The organism is Brevibacillus sp. NRS-1366 (genome assembly GCF_050467985.1).
The window spans coordinates 54931-71595 of the sequence record NZ_JBITPN010000040.1 but is presented as its reverse complement, the minus strand read 5'-3'; the positions used below and the strand labels follow the sequence as shown (position 1 = coordinate 71595).

The following is a 16665-nucleotide window of genomic DNA, read 5'->3' as shown; positions in this document are numbered from 1 at the left end:
TCAGTTTTCAAAGAACATTTTCATCGTTAGCGCTTGTGGCGCCGACCTTTTAAACTATATCAGGTTTTTCTATCAAAATCAAGGGTTATTTTTTAGAAGTTAAATGTTTTTTTCATTCTCTTTAAAAATACCCTCAAAATCGACAAGGTCTATCTTAACAAGTCACAAACAAAAATGCAAGCAAAAAATAGATAAATTTTAGCCCCCCTTACTTTCATCTAAAATCAGTACTAACTCTTGCATAGAATGAATCACTACTGCGGGTAAGAAAACGCTAGGAAGCACGTATACAGAAGTGTTTCTGCACTCTTTCCTCCACTTTTCCAAGCACCGGGTGATCATTCTCTGATCGCTCGAACGAATGCGGGCACCAAGCTCTTTTAATTCAACAGGGAGATTTCTATCAATAAATACAGATGTCACATTCCTGCGATTTGCCATTTGCACATCGTGATCCAATCGATCTCCTACATGAGCGACTACCTCTCCTGACAAAACTTGAATCATTCCCGGATCGGGCTTTCCTGTTCCTACTCTTTCGGGCGTCAATATTTCATCGAAATGATGGAGCAATCCCAACGCTTCCATAACAGGAGCCTGGAATTTATAAAATCCATTGGTCACTACCGCCAGGGCAAAACCACGTATCTTTATCTCACTCAATACCTCCAAAATCCCGGGCTCCAGCAAGCTGATCTTGGGTGCGACCGCATGTTTTCGCAGTAACGGCTCAATTTCAAAAGACTCTTCCATACCCAGCTGCTTACATTGTAATTCCAAAATGTTGTCCCAATCATACGCTTCCACGTATCGTCCTTGCTCCATCCGAGCCTCGTGTTCGGCGACCATCTCGGCAACAATATCGAAAGTCCGCCCTACTCTCCCGGAGACCACATCTGCGATCTCCGGAAATACCCATGCTCCAAAAGGATTTTGCATGAGCGTGCCATCCAAATCAAAGGTTACCCAGCGCTTGCTCATTTAATCGCCCCCGAGGTCAGTCCTTCAATAAACTGTTTAGACGCAAACAAAAAAGCAATAATCATCGGCAAAGAAGAGATGGTGAGGCTAGCAAATAACAAATTCCATTCTGTATCGTATTCTCCAAACAAAGTAAGGACCCCCAAAGGAATGGTGCTCAGCTCCTCGCTTTTCAAGAAAATCAGCGGGTAAAAGAAATCGTTCCATACGCCAATCAGATGAACAATGCCCACAGTCGCAAGTGCCGGCTTCATTAAAGGCAAGATGATTTTGTAATACACCTGAAATCCGTTGCATCCATCCAACCTCGCAGATTGATCCAGCTCGGTCGGCAACGTTCGAAAAAATCCGTAAAACACAAATACAGCAAAAGGAATGCCGCCAGCCACATACAAAATAACCAGCGAAGTGAGCGTATCTAGGAGCTGCAGCTTCAGCATCATCATGTACAGCGGCAAAATAGCGAGCTTCATAGGCAGCATCAAACCAATCATAAAGAAGAACAATACGTACGAATTCCATCGAAACGTATATCGGGAAAGGTAAAAGGCAGCCAGCGACGAGATAAACAGGATAAAAAAGACAGAGAGCCCGCTCACATAGACGCTGTTCCATACATATGCACCAAAGTTAACCTTCTCCCATACAGACACGTAATTCTCAATTGATAAAGAATGTGGCAATCCTAACGGTGAAGTGAGAATTTCCATATTGCTCTTAAACGAAGAGATGATCATCAGAAAAATAGGATAAAGCGCTAAAAAGGCAAAGAATGACAACAACAGGTACTTTGCATATTGTCCGATGCGTATCGTCATGTTCTCCCTCCTACTGTTCATACTCCTTGCGTTTAAAGAAAAAGAGCAGGACGGCCGTTGCACTCGAAATCATTAGGAAAAGGACTACTGCCAATGCCGATCCAAGTCCAATCGACTCCCCGCCCGCTACTGAGCCAAATGCCAGCCTGTAAAAGTAAGTGGCCAGAACATCCGTTGAAAAATAGGGCCCTGCCTGCGAGCCCTGCATCGCAAAAATAAGCTCGAAGGTCTCAAATGCTCCAATAAAGCTAAGAATGGTCATCACCATAATTGAAGGCATAGCCAGTGGGACAGTCATCCTCCAGAGCATGGTAAAGCCGGATGCTCCATCAATTTTGGCAGCATCATATATTTCCGTCGGGATCGCCTGTAAGCCTGCGAGGAAAATAAGCACGGCAAATCCCAACCCGTACCAGCTGTTGACCAAAATGATCGTGTACAGTGCAGTATCCGGACTGCCAAGCCATGGTCTGGCCCACTCCTCTAATCCGATAAACGCAAGAAATGTATTCAAAGCTCCGTAAGTAGGATTTAGAATCAGGCTAAACAAAAATCCGACCACAATAACCGACAATAGCTTTGGCAGAAAAATTACCATCTTGAAAAACTCTTTGCCGCGAATTTTGCTGTTGATGACGAGAGCGATCAAAAAAGCCACAACCAGCTTACTAATCACGATCCCGATAAAAAAGATAGCGTTATGGCCGAGTCCGCGAAAAAAGGTCTCCTTGAAAGGAGATTCGGTAAACAACCGCACGAAGTTTTCCAGGCCGATAAATGCGCCACGTTTGAGTCCATCCCACGCAAAAAAGCTGTTCAGAAACGCTGAGAAAATAGGGTATACCTGAAACCAGATGTAAAAAAGCAAAGCAGGTAATAAAAACAAATGAACCAGGTGCTTTTTCCAATTCACACTTCGCTCTCTAGCCTTATCCGATTGGATAACAGTCTTTTTTTCGAGTACAGGCATGGTAATGAAGCTCCTCCTTAAAAAAGGTACAGCCAAGCAATCAGGCCCGACTGTACCCCTATTTTCCTCGTCTCCAGCCTTACTTTTTCGCTTTGAACCACTTATCAGCAGAAGCTTGTGTATCCGCCGCCACTTTATCCACATTGATTTTATTGATAAACAGCCCCTGCAGTGAATCTTCAAATGTGGTTTTCGTTGTAGGCGTCCCTTCGCCAAAATGGACAAGCATCAGAAAGGGTGCCATGCTCTTCTCGCTTAACTGTGTCATTTTCTGCACTAATGGATGTTTTGGAGTGACCCCGGAGATGGCACTCAGTCGATTCAAGTCATCACTAAACATTTGTCCGAAATCCTTGGAGGCCAGCCACTCGGCAAAAATTTTGGCCTCTTCCGGATGCTTTGTCGATTTGGCTATGCCGTAAGAGCCATCCACCCAGTTGATCATAGGGGTCTCACCCCCCTTTTCCTTGGCTAATGCTGGCAGGATATCAATGGGCAAGTCAGGACTTTGTTTTTCAAATGTCTCCAGTCGGTAGCTCCCGTTGATATACATGGCAGCCTTTCCAGTGTAGAAAAGAGCTTGCGCATCTTTATCATCAATACCTATAAAATCAGGTGGAAAAAAGGGAGCTAGCTCCTGCATCCGCTTGATTGATTCCATAAAAGCTTCATCGGTAAATTTGGCTTTGCCGGACAAGAGCTGATCTACGTACTCGTTGCCACCATATGAGCTCGTCCCAATGACACTATGCGCGATCGACAACAGGTAGGATGCCTTGCCTGCCTGTGCAATCGGAATGATCCCTTTTTTCTGAAGCTCCCGAGACACCTGCAACAGCTCGTCCCATGTTTGCGGTGGTACGAGACTATTCTCCTCAAATAGCTTCTTGTTGTAGAAAATCACAGCAGAGTTGATCGAGAGCGGTATCCCGTACACCTTTTGATCGCTGCCGCGTGCGGCATCCAGGTACGAGCGATCAATTTCAGCTACTCCCTTGACATCATCTAGCGGCAGCAAGTATCCTGCATCTGCAATCGAGGTCGCACCAGAGTATGGACGCAATTGTACGATATCTACGCCCGTACCTGATGTAAGAGAGTTGCTTAGAATCGTGTTGTATTCTGTTGATTTAAACGATTTGAACTTCACCTTGATGTTGGTATGCTGCTTCTCGAATTCGGCAATGAACTTGGCATATGCCTCTTTATCCTCGGTGCGCCAGCTATACATGACCAGCTCTACCGGCTCCCCTTTTGCCGGTTCTGCTGCTGGTGCCGATCCATCAGTCTGCCCCCCTGACACCGGTGCTGAAGTCCCGCCACTACACGCAGCCAAAACTAGCATCAGCACTACACAAAACAACCAAACCCCTACACGTCTCATCAAAAAATCTCCTCCATGCAAGATTTATGCTGCTTGTTTTCTGTGCAAATTTCTCTTTGTAGCAATATTTTACAATATATTATAGATTCAGGAAATATTTTTTCAATATAATATTCGTATTTTTCTGATAATCGTTCATAAGAAGTATATCCCTGCGCATTCAATAGCTCTCTAGTCACTGCTAAGTCCACTTTAAACAAATAAAAAAGAGAGACAGACGATTTGTCTGCCTCTCTCGAAACGGGATTCCGTTTCTTACATCATGCCCATACCGCCCATGCCGCCCATATCTGGCATGCCCATAGGAGCTTTGTTTTCTTCTGGTTTGTCAGCAATTACTGCTTCCGTAGTCAGGAACATAGCCGCTACAGATGCCGCATTGGACAGTGCGGAGCGAGTAACTTTCGCAGCGTCAACGATACCAGCTTCCAGCATGTTTACATATTCTTCGGTAGCAGCGTTGAAACCGATACCTACTGCTTCTTTTTTCAGACGCTCAACGATTACAGAACCTTCGAGTCCTGCGTTCGCAGCGATTTGACGAACTGGCTCTTCGAGGGAGCGGAGTACGATTTGTACGCCCACTGCTTCTTCGCCATCTACTTTAACGCCTTCAACAGCTTTGATTGCATTGATCAGAGTAGTACCACCACCAGGTACGATACCCTCTTCTACTGCAGCGCGAGTAGAGTTGAGAGCGTCCTCGATGCGGAGTTTCTTCTCTTTCAATTCGGTCTCAGTAGCTGCACCGACTTTGACAACTGCTACGCCGCCAGCCAGTTTAGCCAGACGCTCTTGCAGTTTTTCACGATCGAAATCGGAAGTGGTGTCTTCGATTTGTTGACGGATTTGGGATACGCGGCCTTCAATGGAAGCCTTGTCGCCAGCGCCTTCAACAATCGTTGTGTTTTCTTTGGTAACCACAATTTTGCTAGCGCGGCCCAATTGTTCCAGCTTGGTGGATTTCAGGTCGAGACCCAGCTCTTCTGTGATCACTTCGCCACCAGTCAGAGCAGCGATGTCTTGCAGCATAGCTTTGCGACGATCGCCAAAGCCAGGAGCTTTAACTGCTACAGCTGTGAAAGTACCACGCAGTTTGTTCACTACGAGAGTAGCCAATGCTTCGCCTTCAACATCTTCAGAAATAATCAGAAGAGGTTTGCCGCTTTGTACCACTTGCTCCAGTACAGGCAGAACTTCTTGGATGTTGGAGATTTTTTTATCGGTGATCAGGATGTAAGGGTTGGAGAGAACCGCTTCCATCTTGTCCGTGTCAGTGATCATGTAAGGGGAAGCGTATCCACGGTCAAATTGCATACCTTCTACTACTTCCAGCTCTGTTACGAATCCTTTGGATTCTTCAACCGTGATTACGCCGTCTTTGCCCACTTTTTCCATTGCCTCTGCGATCAGGTTACCTACTTCTGGATCGTCAGCGGAAATAGCTGCTACTTGCGCGATGGAGGATTTGTTCTCAACCGGCTTCGCGATGGACTTGATTTCTTCAACAGCTGCACGAACTGCTTTTTCCATACCGCGACGGATTACCATCGGGTTAGCACCAGCAGTTACGTTTTTCAGACCTTCACGGATCATAGCTGCAGCCAGAACAGTTGCAGTGGTAGTACCGTCACCCGCGATGTCATTAGTTTTGGTAGCAACTTCTTTAACCAGTTGCGCACCCATGTTTTCGTAAGCGTCTTCCAGCTCGATTTCTTTCGCGATGGTCACGCCGTCATTTGTGATCAATGGGGAACCGAACTTCTTCTCCAGTACCACGTTACGACCTTTTGGACCGAGCGTAACTTTAACTGCGTTTGCCAATGTTTCAACACCGCGGAGCATCGAGCGGCGAGCGTCTTCAGAGAATTTCACTTGTTTTGCCATCTAATCTCTACCTCCTGTTATGTGTTTTTCGTTCGACTTCCTATGTTAAGAGCCTTAACCGATGATCGCGAGGATATCGGATTCGCGCAGCACGAGGTATTCTTTATTGTCTACCTTTACTTCTGTACCAGCGTATTTGGAGAAGATTACTTTATCGCCGTCTTTTACTTCCAACGCGATGCGCTCGCCGTTGTCAGCAACGCGACCAGAACCTACTGCGATTACACGGCCTTCTTGCGGTTTTTCCTTTGCAGAATCAGGCAAAACGATACCGCTTGCAGTCGTTTCGTCTTTGGAGATAGCTTCGATTACCACACGGTCACCCAATGGCTTAAGCACTAAAAACACCCTCCTCAATAAATGTAGGTAAACAAATTTGCTGTTGTTAGCACTCGTCTTGTATGAGTGCTAACACCCAATTCCTATAATAATTGAATCGCTATGTACTTTGCAAGTAGTTTCCCTCACTTTTTTCCATTTGCACTCTCGAATTCCCTTTTTTCTAGCAAAACCCTCCTAGCAAATTGGTTCTAGCAAACAGGCTCGCTCATATAAATCAAACATAGAATCAGATTAGAGCCTACCTAAAGGAGGGAACCCTCACATGCACAAATGGCATTGGATTGGAATAGTCGTCCTCTGTGTCCTGGGGATTAGCCGCTTCTTCACTTCCGATACCACTTCCTTTATCCGCGTAAACATTTATCCTGCCTCTATCTATTGGGACGGACGGGAAGTCATCACCAGTGACGTACCTGGCTATTATAAAGAAGGAGGAAAGAAGCTTCCCGCCACGCTGGAATACCGTGGAACCGTCTATGTACCGCTCTCTGTCATCGGCCGTCATCTGAATAAGCCTGTAGGCTGGGACAGCTCTACCCATTTTGCCTGGGTAGGACAACCTCCCGCAATCAACGCTCCTGCCGTCCCCCCTTCAGTAACTGCCGAGACTTCATCCGCACCAGAAACAACCACTGTACCAGCAAGTGCAGCGGTACCTGTTCCCAGCGCCGCTAAAACTCCAAGCGCCCCGATTGAAGATCGGCCCAACACTCTCTTTGGTTTAACTCTCGGTATGTCATCACAGGAAGTGATCAAAAAATGGGGAGAACCCGTTCGCAAGGAACCAAGCAGCCTGGGGTATCAGTGGTGGATTTATAATCGCGACCCGGCTCGCTACATACAAGTCGGGATGGCAAACGGCAAAGTGGTAGACCTCTACTCTCTGGCTCCCCAGGCAATGTTGGGGAACGTCGGGGTTGGACACAGCCAGCAATCCCTAGAACGCCAATACGATCTGCAAAACGTCGTCTCGTTTTCCTATATGGGCGCCCAAATCCAAATTTCCAATCAAAAGCAGCAGCGGCCCCTCGTCATGAAGAACGGTACTCCCTACATCTATTATTTGGACAAGCAAAACAGCAATAAAGTGACTGCCGTACGGATGATTGACACGCAGATGCTATTACGCGGTGGTTTTTACGATACGAAATGGTCCTATCAGGGACAGGCTCCCGACTTCGATCCTCCTGCCTTGAGTGTAGGCGATCGTGAATTGGTAAATGCGGCTTACGAACGGCAAATTCTCGATCTGGTCAATGTCTCCCGCTACCGCTACAAGCTCCCCCCACTTCAGTGGAATGAACAGGCAGCGGAAATAGCCCGCGAACATAGCCGGGATATGCAAGCCAATAATTTCTTCGATCACGTCTCCGCTACTACCGGCAGCAGTCCTTTTGATCGTTTAAAACAAGCCAATATCCTCTACAGCATGGCCGGCGAAAATATAGCAGCAGGGTATCCCGATGCGATTGAAGCTCATGAAAGCTGGATGAACAGCCCTGGGCACCGGAAAAACGTACTGGAAAAAGACTTTACTCAGTTAGGCGTGGGGGTCATCGCCGATTACTTCACACAAGCTTTTCTCACGCCACGAAAATCATGAAGTTTCGCGAATAGCTTCCCACGAGCTCCCCGGACAAGCTCGGCTCGTCTTTTGGACAGACGGGCCGGGTCTATCCATGTCTGCTATGTCACGGCAGCTTCACTTGCGCCCTCAGTTGATCGATCTTTGCCCCAAACTCCATGACGATTGTTTCATATTCTTTGGTGTGCAAAATCAGCCACGGTGGTCGGTTTCCCTTTTTGGGCATGATGACAAACATCTCCGCGATCTCGGTGTCTATCCCAGAAGAGGCATGCTTCAAGCGCTGCGTCGGAGCAAGCGGAATCTTGATGATCATCGCGTGCTCAAGGGACGGATTGAGCTCCAGGACACGTCCACTCACACTCTGCAACAGCCGCTTGGCCTCTGTCTGGAATGATTCTGTATTGGCAAACGTCGCCACTACCTGCTGCTTGTCTGAGTCAAACAGTTCAATACTCTCTGCCGCGTTTGCCGTACTGCCTGAGAAGAACAAGGCGAAGCATAAAATCAGCCACATGATGTAGAAATGCACCTCCCCTCGATAACTCCCCTAGTATCTCCCATGTTTACAAGGAATACATCGCGAAATAAGAAAACCTCTATCGACGTCTGCTCATGGATGAGCGACCGCGTTTTAGCGGAAGGTTATTCTTGCTGAATCAGGAAGCGGATGCGCGAGGTTTATACTTTCTGATTCAGTTAGAAAACCTGGCTGCGCCATGCCTTTTGGCGCAGCCGCGGTTGCCCTTATACTGGATAGGAATTTTATAAATTCCTATCTGTACAAAAAAGGCCTCCTGCTCTAAAAACAGGGGACCTTGCCTCTCGTCAGCGAACGACTTCATCCGCCTTCAAGCCATATTCACTTTCCCATTCCTCTTGTTCCTTCAACTGCTTGCGATAGACGATCCGGGACAACCAAATGCTCATTTCGTACAGCAGCAGCAATGGAATGATCACCAATACATCACTGACAATATCCGGTGGCGTCAGCGTAACCCCTACTACTGCCAATCCGAAATAGGCAAACCGGCGTACCTTTGCCAGCCTCATCGGATTGAGGATACGCAGCCGGGTGAGGAACATAACCACGATCGGAAGCTGAAACAGAATACCGAACGGAATCACCATATTGAACAAAAACCCGAAGTATTCTGCGATCCCATAATTCGGATCGGCCCCAATCGATTTAGTCATTTGCGTCATGAACTGCATGATCATCGGAAATACCACGTAGTACCCAAATAAGATCCCTACTATAAACAAAAAGCACGCCGCCGGGATAAAATAAAGCGTTCCGCGTCTCTCCGATTCCTGCAAACCAGGCGAGACAAACCGCCACGTGTGATAAAGCGCCACTGGCAACACGGCAACAAGTCCAATTAAAAAGGCAAACTGCATGTACACGCGAAGTGCGTCAGAGGGGTGCAAAGAGATGATCGGCACTCCATCAGCAATCGGCTCTTGCTTCAAATACTCAATGAGCGGACCGGCACAGAAGAAGCCGGCTATCAATGCGACAATAAATACGGCCAACACCCATATAATGCGCTTGCGCAATTCTGTCAGGTGTTCAACCACTGTCATTTCCTGATCCGTCATGGCAACCACCTTACCCAATTACGCCTTTTGCTGTTCTTTTTCCATCTGCATGCGTTCTACTTCCAGCTTCTCACGGATTTCCTTTTCCAGACGCTCGCGTTCCATTCTCTCGCGTACCTCGCGCTCCATCTTTTCGCGATCAAAGGCATCCTTCTCTGTCACAACCGCTGCTTTGGCTGGTGCATCTTTGGCAGCCAGTTCCTTACGTTTGCTCTCCTCATCTTCATCATCATCACTTGTCAGACTGCGAGTAGCATTCTTAAATTCTTTCAACGTATGGCCAACGGCACGACCCAGCTCTGGAAGCTTTTTAGGGCCAAACAAAACAAGCGCCAAAATCAAAATTAAAATTAATCCAGGAATCCCAATACTGCTCATTCGTCTTCACTCCTTTTTCCTGTTAATTGTCAGTCTATCCAGCTAACACTTTCGTAAACCACCATATCCCAACCTCGTCATGTCGGAAGCGACGATTCGCTCTCCGGCAAGAATGCGAGGCAAAAAAACGTCAAATGAAGTGAATGGCTCGTGCATGACTGCCCCAGGCAAGCCTAAGATCGGGGTTTCGCCTTTGTACGCAACCATCAGCATGGACCCGGGCAGCATAGGCGTGCCATATCGCACCACTTCTGCTCCAACACCCGCAATCGCTCCCGGCGTACGGTCATCTGGATCCACCGACATCCCGCCTGTAACCAGCACAAGATCCACGCCTTGTTCCAGGAAAGCGTTGATTTCTTGCTCGATGGCCTCTTTGTCATCAGGAGCAAAGCGCTGCTCGGCAATAGTAGAACCAAGCGCCTCTACCTTGGAGCGAATCACCGGACCAAATTTGTCTGTGATTCTACCAGAGAACACTTCTCCTCCTGTGGTAACCAGGCCAACTGTTTTATCCAAGAACGACTTTACTTGCACGATCGGTTCGCCAAACTGCCCCGCCAATTGCTCCAGCTCTATGATGCGCGCCTCTTCCATAATCAGCGGGATAATGCGAGTAGCCGCCAGCGTATGACCTGGATGAACGACCTGATCTCCATACACAGTAGAAAAGGCGATTCCCTCCAATGCATTCAGCGCATGCACCGCTTCCTCGTTGATTTTGGCCAGCCCAGAACGTGCCGCCTTCATGGAGACTTTTCCCTCGTAAGGCTGGGTCAAGGTCAAGCCTTGTCCAGAAACCGCTTTGGCGATCCGAATGCCCGCTTCTTCCTCGTGAATGTAGCCATCCGGCATCTCGAGCACGTAAATATGCTCTTTTCCAATGGACAAGAGAGGCTCGATATCGGCTTCCGTTACGACGTGTCCTTTTTTAAACAGGCGTCCCTTGAATTCCCCGGGCAGAATCTGTGTCATGTCATGCGGAAGCATCATGCCGATCGCTTGACGTACGGGTACTTCTCTCATCTGCGGTTTATCTACCAACCCAATCCTCCCCAATCTTCATTGGCCTCTCCTGTTCCCTGCAAAATGTGCAAGGCATCCGCCAGCATATCGCCAATGGCATTAAAACAAATTTCTACACCGCTCGAATTGCCAGGAAGGTTGATAATCAACGAGTTTCCACGTGTGCCCGCGACTGCACGCGTCAACATCGCACGACGAGAGTGCTGCAGGCCGGCACGGCGCATTTCTTCGGCCAACCCAGGAACCGGTCTGTCCATCACCCATGCTGTCACTTCCGGGGTGACGTCACGCGGGCTAAGACCGGTCCCGCCTGTTACGATCAATAGGTCACACTTTTCCCGATCCACGAATTCAATCATGTTTTCTTTCAGGTCTTCCATATCATCGGTAACGGCACGGTATACAGCGACATCTACGTGAAGCCATTCCCTTGTCAGATGACGAATGATCGGGATACGATCGTCTGTCCGCTCACCTCTGGCAATCGAATCACTTGCCGAAATTACGCCTACCTTCCATTTGCCCACAGCTCATTCCTCCGTTTATTCATTCGATTGTATTGTACACTTTTTTGTCCGTGCTGTAGATAGGGCTGACAGAAAAGAAATATCCTGACACAAAACGTTCACGAATGAAAAAAGCCTTCTTCCGTCACCAAAGCATCCAGCGGGATATCGTGCGGCTCCAGCGGCACATGGTCAACGACCTGCATGGAAAATCCAACTCCCAGCAAAAACGGATGCTGGCCAAGTGCAGCAAGAAAGCGATCGTAGTAGCCGCCCCCGTAGCCCATCCTGCCCCCATGTCTATCAAAAGCAACACCTGGAACCAGTACAGTGTCGAGCTTGGACAAGTCGCTTCGCTCGGCTTTTGTCGGATCAGGCTCCCAAATACCATATACCCCCTGTTTCAGCATTTGTCTTCCGGTGTACAGATAAGGAACCAGTCTACGCTCTTGGGAAATGGTCAGCGGCAGCCAAATTTCCTGTCCTCTTATTCGCGCCTCTTCTACAAACGGTAAAATATCCAATTCCTCGCCAAAAGGATGAAAGGCCATGATTGCCTTGGCGCCAGCCAGTCGTTCATTTGCTAGCAAATGGCTGCAAGCACGCTCGGATCGGATTTTGCGTTCTTCTTCCGTCATCGCTTTGCGCGCCTCCATAATATGGGTACGAAGCTGTTTTTTATCCGCTTTTTGATTCATGGCAACCGCTCTCCTTTTTCACCAGCACAAACAACGCCCCCCTAGGCTTGTCCCGTATGCTCTCTCTACGCTACACTTGCATTAGTATATAAAGAGGTGAATCACATGATCTTGCTACAAGCTGAACATATAGAAAAAACGTATGGCGTCGAGACCATTCTACAGGACATTTCCCTGCAAATACAGACCGGTGAGCGCGTTGGACTCGTTGGGGTAAACGGAGCCGGTAAATCTACCCTGATGAAAATTCTTTCGGGTGAGCTGAGCTACGACGGCGGAATTGTGCGGATTCCCAAGGAAGTGACCATTGGCTATCTGGCGCAAAACAGCGGATTGGAATCGGAGCGCAGCATTTGGGACGAGCTGCTGAGCGTATTTTCCCACCTTCAAACGGAAGAGAAGGAGCTTCGCCAGCTGGAAGCGAAAATGGGGGATCCTGCTGTACTGGCAGATGAAAAGCGGTACCAGCAAATACTGGAGAATTACTCCCGCCGTTCTGAGGCGTTCAAGGAGCGGGGTGGCTACAGCTACGAAGGAGCCATTCGGGGCGTTCTGCACGGGCTTCGCTTTGCCGATATGGATTACCAGACGCCCATCCGAACGCTGAGCGGCGGACAAAAGACTCGTCTGGCATTGGCCAAGCTGCTGTTGCAATCTCCAACCATCCTTCTCCTCGATGAGCCGACCAACTACCTGGACATCGAGACACTCACCTGGCTGGAGACTTATTTGCAGAATTATCAGGGTGCCATTCTCGTAGTCTCCCATGACCGCTACTTCCTAGACAAACTAGTGACTGTCGTCTATGAAATTGAGCGGACGCGCGCCACCCGGTATGTCGGTAACTACAGCCAGTTCCTCGACCAAAAGGCCGCGCGCCTCGAACAGGATCTGAAGCGATTTGAAAAACAGCAGGATGAAATCGCCAAGCTGGAGGATTTTATCGCTCGAAATATCGCCCGTGCCACTACGACCAAACGGGCACAAAGCAGACGGAAAACGCTAGAAAAAATAGATCGCATGGACAAGCCGATCATGAAAAACAAGTCGGTGCATTTCTCTTTTGACGTTGCCAAAATGAGCGGTAATGTCGTAATGAAGGCAGCCAATGTAGCGATCGGCTATCCAGATGCGGTCCTCTCCTCAGGCATTACCTTTGAAATCGAACGAGAAGAGAGGGTCGCGCTGGTCGGACCGAACGGGATCGGCAAATCTACCTTATTGAAAACGATTGTCGAGCAATTGACTGCTCTGCGTGGCAGCATTGATTTTGGCAGCAATGTTACCATCGGCTACTACGATCAGGAGCATCGCAATCTGAACGAGCAGCGTACGGTATTGGGCGAAATCTGGGATGAGTATCCGCAGATGCTGGAAAAAGATGTGCGTACTCTCTTGGGTAACTTCCTGTTTAGCGGCGACGACGTCCAGAAGCGCATCTCCGATCTGTCTGGGGGAGAACGGGCTCGTGTATCCCTGGCCAAGCTCATGCTGAAACAAGCCAACTTCCTGATTTTCGACGAGCCTACCAACCACTTGGATATTTTCAGCAAAGAAGTGTTGGAAAACGCGCTCTACGATTATCCAGGCACGATTCTGTTTGTCTCCCATGACCGTTACTTCCTGAATAAAATTTCCAGCCGTGTGCTGGAGTTGACTGGCGATGGCGTGACCAGTTATTTGGGCAACTACGACTACTTTGTGGAAAAAAAGCAGGAATTGGAGGAGCTCGCAGCTGAGCAAGCTGCACAGCCTGTGAAAAAGCAAGGCTCCTCTGCCGGTTCCCAGCCGGAAAAGTCCTCCTACGAGCTGGACAAGGAAGCGAAAAAGCGAGAGCGTCAACGCCAGCGCCGTCTGGAAGAGATCGAGACCGCGATTCAAAAACGAGAAGCAGACATCATCAATTGGGAGGAGGAGCTCTGTCTCCCGGAAATATACAGCGACCATGTTCAGGCAAAAGAACGAAACGACCAGATCCACGCTGCAAAAAAAGAGCTGGAGCAGCTGTATGACGAATGGAGCGCACTATCCGAGGAGTAGGGCCCAGCCGCTTCCTCGTCCTGGCACCTCAAGTAGAACACCGCTCTTGCGCAGGTTCCTCCAGAGCCGCGTAAAGCGCTGGAACGACGAGAAAGATGATGCAGGTGGCTGCCGTGACAATACCCGAGTCATTCAATACCAGACCAGCTAACGAGCCTGCGATCACTCCAGCGAAGCCTTTGACCAGAAATGGCGTACCCTCTGCGAGAGAACGGAAGAAGCGGTCGTTTTTCAGAGCCATCAGCCCAAGTACGACAAGCGATACGACAAATACCCTGCTCCACATCGAAACACGGATTAACCGCACGTTCATGGCCAGCTTTCGCTCCACCATCTTGCCTACCTCTGCCCAGTCGCCCATCACGATCTGCTGGGATACCCGCCCTACATGCGTAAGGGGCTGATCGGTCAAGAGACTTCCGGCTATCAAAACAGCTACACCTATCATCAGGCCGCCTGCCATAAGCAGGAGGCCTTTTTTGCCAATCCGCCACCCTTGCAGCCGGGCAAACGCCACGGAAAACCCTACTAAACCAGCGAGGAATCCGCCAGCATCCGTCCCTAAACTAGGAGCCACCATATAGTAGAGCACCGTCCCAAACAAGGCAGAAGCGATAAAAGGCACCAAAGCGCTTCTATGTCCTGAAGCTTGGAAATGATAAGAGCTGCTGACTTGATAGAGCGAAGCAACGAACAAAATCGCGCTGCCAATCAATACGCCTTCGTATTCATTGCCTAAGCCATAAAATCTCGCCCCGATCACTGGATCATAGCCAAGATATGAATGACGCATCAACGTTGCTCCAGTCCAACCGTCTGTGACGATAGCCAGTGCCGTAACACCACTGACAATGAGCGTCGTATAGGCCAGAGAAAGGTGTTCCAGCATAAAGGCCGCCAAAAGAGCGATCGTGATGAGCACACCCAAAACTACATGTCCCGAAGCCTTCCAACCGAGCAGACCTTCTCCTAAGAGGAGAACGGGAAACCAGAGTAGCGCCAAAAGCGCCAGTCTTACTCCACGACGCAATCGTACAAGTCCCGAGCCACTCCTTTTTTTCCCCCAAAGCCATAGCAGCGCTGCACAAGCCAGCGTAATGATTTGCAGCATGACATAGGTGTAAAGCACGGCTGGACGTGTAGCATACGTATGATGGCTTCTATCCACCTGGTCCAGCAGTTGTGTCATTTCTCTTTCTTTCTCTACTCGCATCACGTGTCCCACTAATCCTTTTGGGACGGGTACGTCCAGCCATGATAAAATCGTGGGCAAAATATCTACCCCACTAATGAGACCCGATTGCCGTGTCGTTGCAGATGTGAGTAGACCCTTTTCTTTGTTTTTCCACACCAGAATGGGAGAGAGCAATGCTTTATCTTTTGTCGCTTTAGCGCTTACGGCCGGTGACACGAGCATGATCAACTGATTCGTTTTACGTCCCTTTAGCAAGTCATTCAGAAAGCTGGACAAATCGGTCAGCACCCGAACATACTGGCGGGCAAACTGATCAGGCTCCATATCATCTGCCAACTGATACAGCCGGGACAAATCGGAGAGTTGCACAGTGATCAGGCCAGAATCCTGATCCCCTCGGATTTGATGGAGTAAATACGAATAGTTCGTCTTCACTCCATACGGATAGCCTGGAGATGACAACAAGCTGTTTCCTGATATATCACCATACGGTACGCGCCCCTCCTCGTCCATGGCAAACAAGATGCTATGACGCTGTTTGGTATCATCAAAATCACCATTCCCGTAAGCTGCCACTCGAATCTCATTCGCAGCAAGCGTCGTACCGAGTAATCCAATTCGTGAAGAAAACGGTTTGTCCCGATTTTCTGCAAGTAACCGAAATATCCCCGGGAAAATAATGGATGAGCGCGACCCTTTTTCTTCTGCCGCTCCAAGCTCACGTGCCCGCTCTCCCGCAGTCTCTCTGAGAGAAAACGACTCCGCAGGATGATAAGCTGTTCCGCTTTTCACGCTGTATAGTGCCTGACCCCCGCTTCCCAAGAGCAGATAGCCGTTGGGTGCTGTTCGGGCCCCAGGAGTGCGAATGGATACCGCACCAGCAGATGACTGTGCTATCCATTTATCCACAAGTGGATCTTGCCCGAATTTTTCCATATCCGAAAAGGACATGCCTTCCACAAACAGCATGATGACTTGAGGGGCTTCCTTTGCGGCAACTGCATTTCCGTTATTTGTTGCAGTAAACAAAATCAGGAATGCGAGTAAACTAGGCATGAGCTTTATCTTCACGAAATGCCTCCTGTTGATAACTCCACCTGTCTTATCCACATATTCCACAGAATAATCCACAGGCAAAGAGGGATTTTATCGGTGATTTTTCCGGTCTTTTTTTACGTTATCACCAGTATTCACAGGAGAAGGGGTGAGCAACCTTCTAAGTTATCCTTTCTTTGTGGATAACTGCAATTTAT

General features: G+C 48.7%; 15 protein-coding genes. 2 read left to right on the top strand and 13 right to left on the bottom strand.

The window, feature by feature from the left end:
• Positions 1-198 precede the first annotated feature (198 nt).
• The 6 genes from ACIFQN_RS26200 to groES form a co-directional block, all read right to left on the bottom strand.
• The gene (locus ACIFQN_RS26200) at positions 199-981 is read right to left on the bottom strand and encodes an HAD family hydrolase (protein ID WP_429835974.1); all 783 of its coding nucleotides are present in this window, start codon (positions 979-981) and stop codon (positions 199-201) included.
• Entirely contained in the window at positions 978-1799 is an 822-nt protein-coding gene (locus ACIFQN_RS26195; RefSeq protein ID WP_429835973.1) for a carbohydrate ABC transporter permease, read from the bottom strand. The genes ACIFQN_RS26200 and ACIFQN_RS26195 overlap by 4 nt, the downstream gene beginning before the upstream one ends.
• A 10-nt stretch (positions 1800-1809) precedes the next feature.
• Complete coding sequence (locus ACIFQN_RS26190; protein WP_429835972.1) at positions 1810-2769, bottom strand: carbohydrate ABC transporter permease; 960 nt, start codon at positions 2767-2769, stop codon at positions 1810-1812.
• Between the two features lie 79 nt (positions 2770-2848).
• A complete protein-coding gene (locus ACIFQN_RS26185) occupies positions 2849-4153 on the bottom strand; it encodes an ABC transporter substrate-binding protein (RefSeq protein ID WP_429835971.1) in 1305 nt (434 codons plus the stop codon).
• 255 nt (positions 4154-4408) lie between these two features.
• Positions 4409-6040 (bottom strand): chaperonin GroEL, encoded by a 1632-nt coding sequence (gene groL / locus ACIFQN_RS26180; RefSeq protein WP_429835970.1) that lies wholly within the window; start codon positions 6038-6040, stop codon positions 4409-4411.
• A 54-nt stretch (positions 6041-6094) separates the two neighbouring features.
• The gene (gene groES / locus ACIFQN_RS26175) at positions 6095-6379 is read right to left on the bottom strand and encodes a co-chaperone GroES (RefSeq protein ID WP_049742269.1); all 285 of its coding nucleotides are present in this window, start codon (positions 6377-6379) and stop codon (positions 6095-6097) included.
• Positions 6380-6644: 265 nt separating this feature from the next.
• Here groES and ACIFQN_RS26170 point away from each other — a divergent pair, with 265 nt between their 5' ends.
• Positions 6645-7985 (top strand): CAP-associated domain-containing protein, encoded by a 1341-nt coding sequence (locus tag ACIFQN_RS26170; RefSeq protein ID WP_429835969.1) that lies wholly within the window; start codon positions 6645-6647, stop codon positions 7983-7985.
• A gap of 88 nt (positions 7986-8073) precedes the next feature.
• On the opposite strand, the gene ACIFQN_RS26165 is transcribed toward ACIFQN_RS26170, so the two are convergent.
• From ACIFQN_RS26165 to ACIFQN_RS26140, 6 genes are all read right to left on the bottom strand, one after another.
• Positions 8074-8484: a hypothetical protein gene (locus ACIFQN_RS26165; RefSeq protein WP_429835968.1), complete on the bottom strand. Its 411-nt coding sequence runs from the start codon at positions 8482-8484 to the stop codon at positions 8074-8076.
• Between the two features lie 311 nt (positions 8485-8795).
• Complete coding sequence (tatC, locus tag ACIFQN_RS26160; protein WP_429835967.1) at positions 8796-9569, bottom strand: twin-arginine translocase subunit TatC; 774 nt, start codon at positions 9567-9569, stop codon at positions 8796-8798.
• Positions 9570-9587: 18 nt separating this feature from the next.
• Positions 9588-9947 carry a twin-arginine translocase TatA/TatE family subunit gene (gene tatA, locus ACIFQN_RS26155; RefSeq protein ID WP_429835966.1) on the bottom strand — a complete coding sequence of 120 codons (360 nt, stop codon included), beginning with the start codon at positions 9945-9947 and terminating at the stop codon, positions 9588-9590.
• A 42-nt stretch (positions 9948-9989) separates the two neighbouring features.
• Positions 9990-10991: a molybdopterin-binding protein gene (locus ACIFQN_RS26150; RefSeq protein ID WP_429835965.1), complete on the bottom strand. Its 1002-nt coding sequence runs from the start codon at positions 10989-10991 to the stop codon at positions 9990-9992.
• Entirely contained in the window at positions 10985-11500 is a 516-nt protein-coding gene (locus tag ACIFQN_RS26145; protein ID WP_429835964.1) for a MogA/MoaB family molybdenum cofactor biosynthesis protein, read from the bottom strand. The genes ACIFQN_RS26150 and ACIFQN_RS26145 overlap by 7 nt, the downstream gene beginning before the upstream one ends.
• 98 nt (positions 11501-11598) lie before the next feature.
• Complete coding sequence (locus ACIFQN_RS26140; protein ID WP_429835963.1) at positions 11599-12177, bottom strand: 5-formyltetrahydrofolate cyclo-ligase; 579 nt, start codon at positions 12175-12177, stop codon at positions 11599-11601.
• Positions 12178-12282: 105 nt separating this feature from the next.
• Here ACIFQN_RS26140 and ACIFQN_RS26135 point away from each other — a divergent pair, with 105 nt between their 5' ends.
• A complete protein-coding gene (locus tag ACIFQN_RS26135) occupies positions 12283-14217 on the top strand; it encodes an ABC-F family ATP-binding cassette domain-containing protein (protein WP_429835962.1) in 1935 nt (644 codons plus the stop codon).
• Between the two features lie 28 nt (positions 14218-14245).
• Here ACIFQN_RS26135 and ACIFQN_RS26130 read toward each other — a convergent pair whose 3' ends face one another.
• Positions 14246-16483: a hypothetical protein gene (locus ACIFQN_RS26130; RefSeq protein ID WP_429835961.1), complete on the bottom strand. Its 2238-nt coding sequence runs from the start codon at positions 16481-16483 to the stop codon at positions 14246-14248.
• Between the last annotated feature and the right edge of the window lie 182 nt (positions 16484-16665).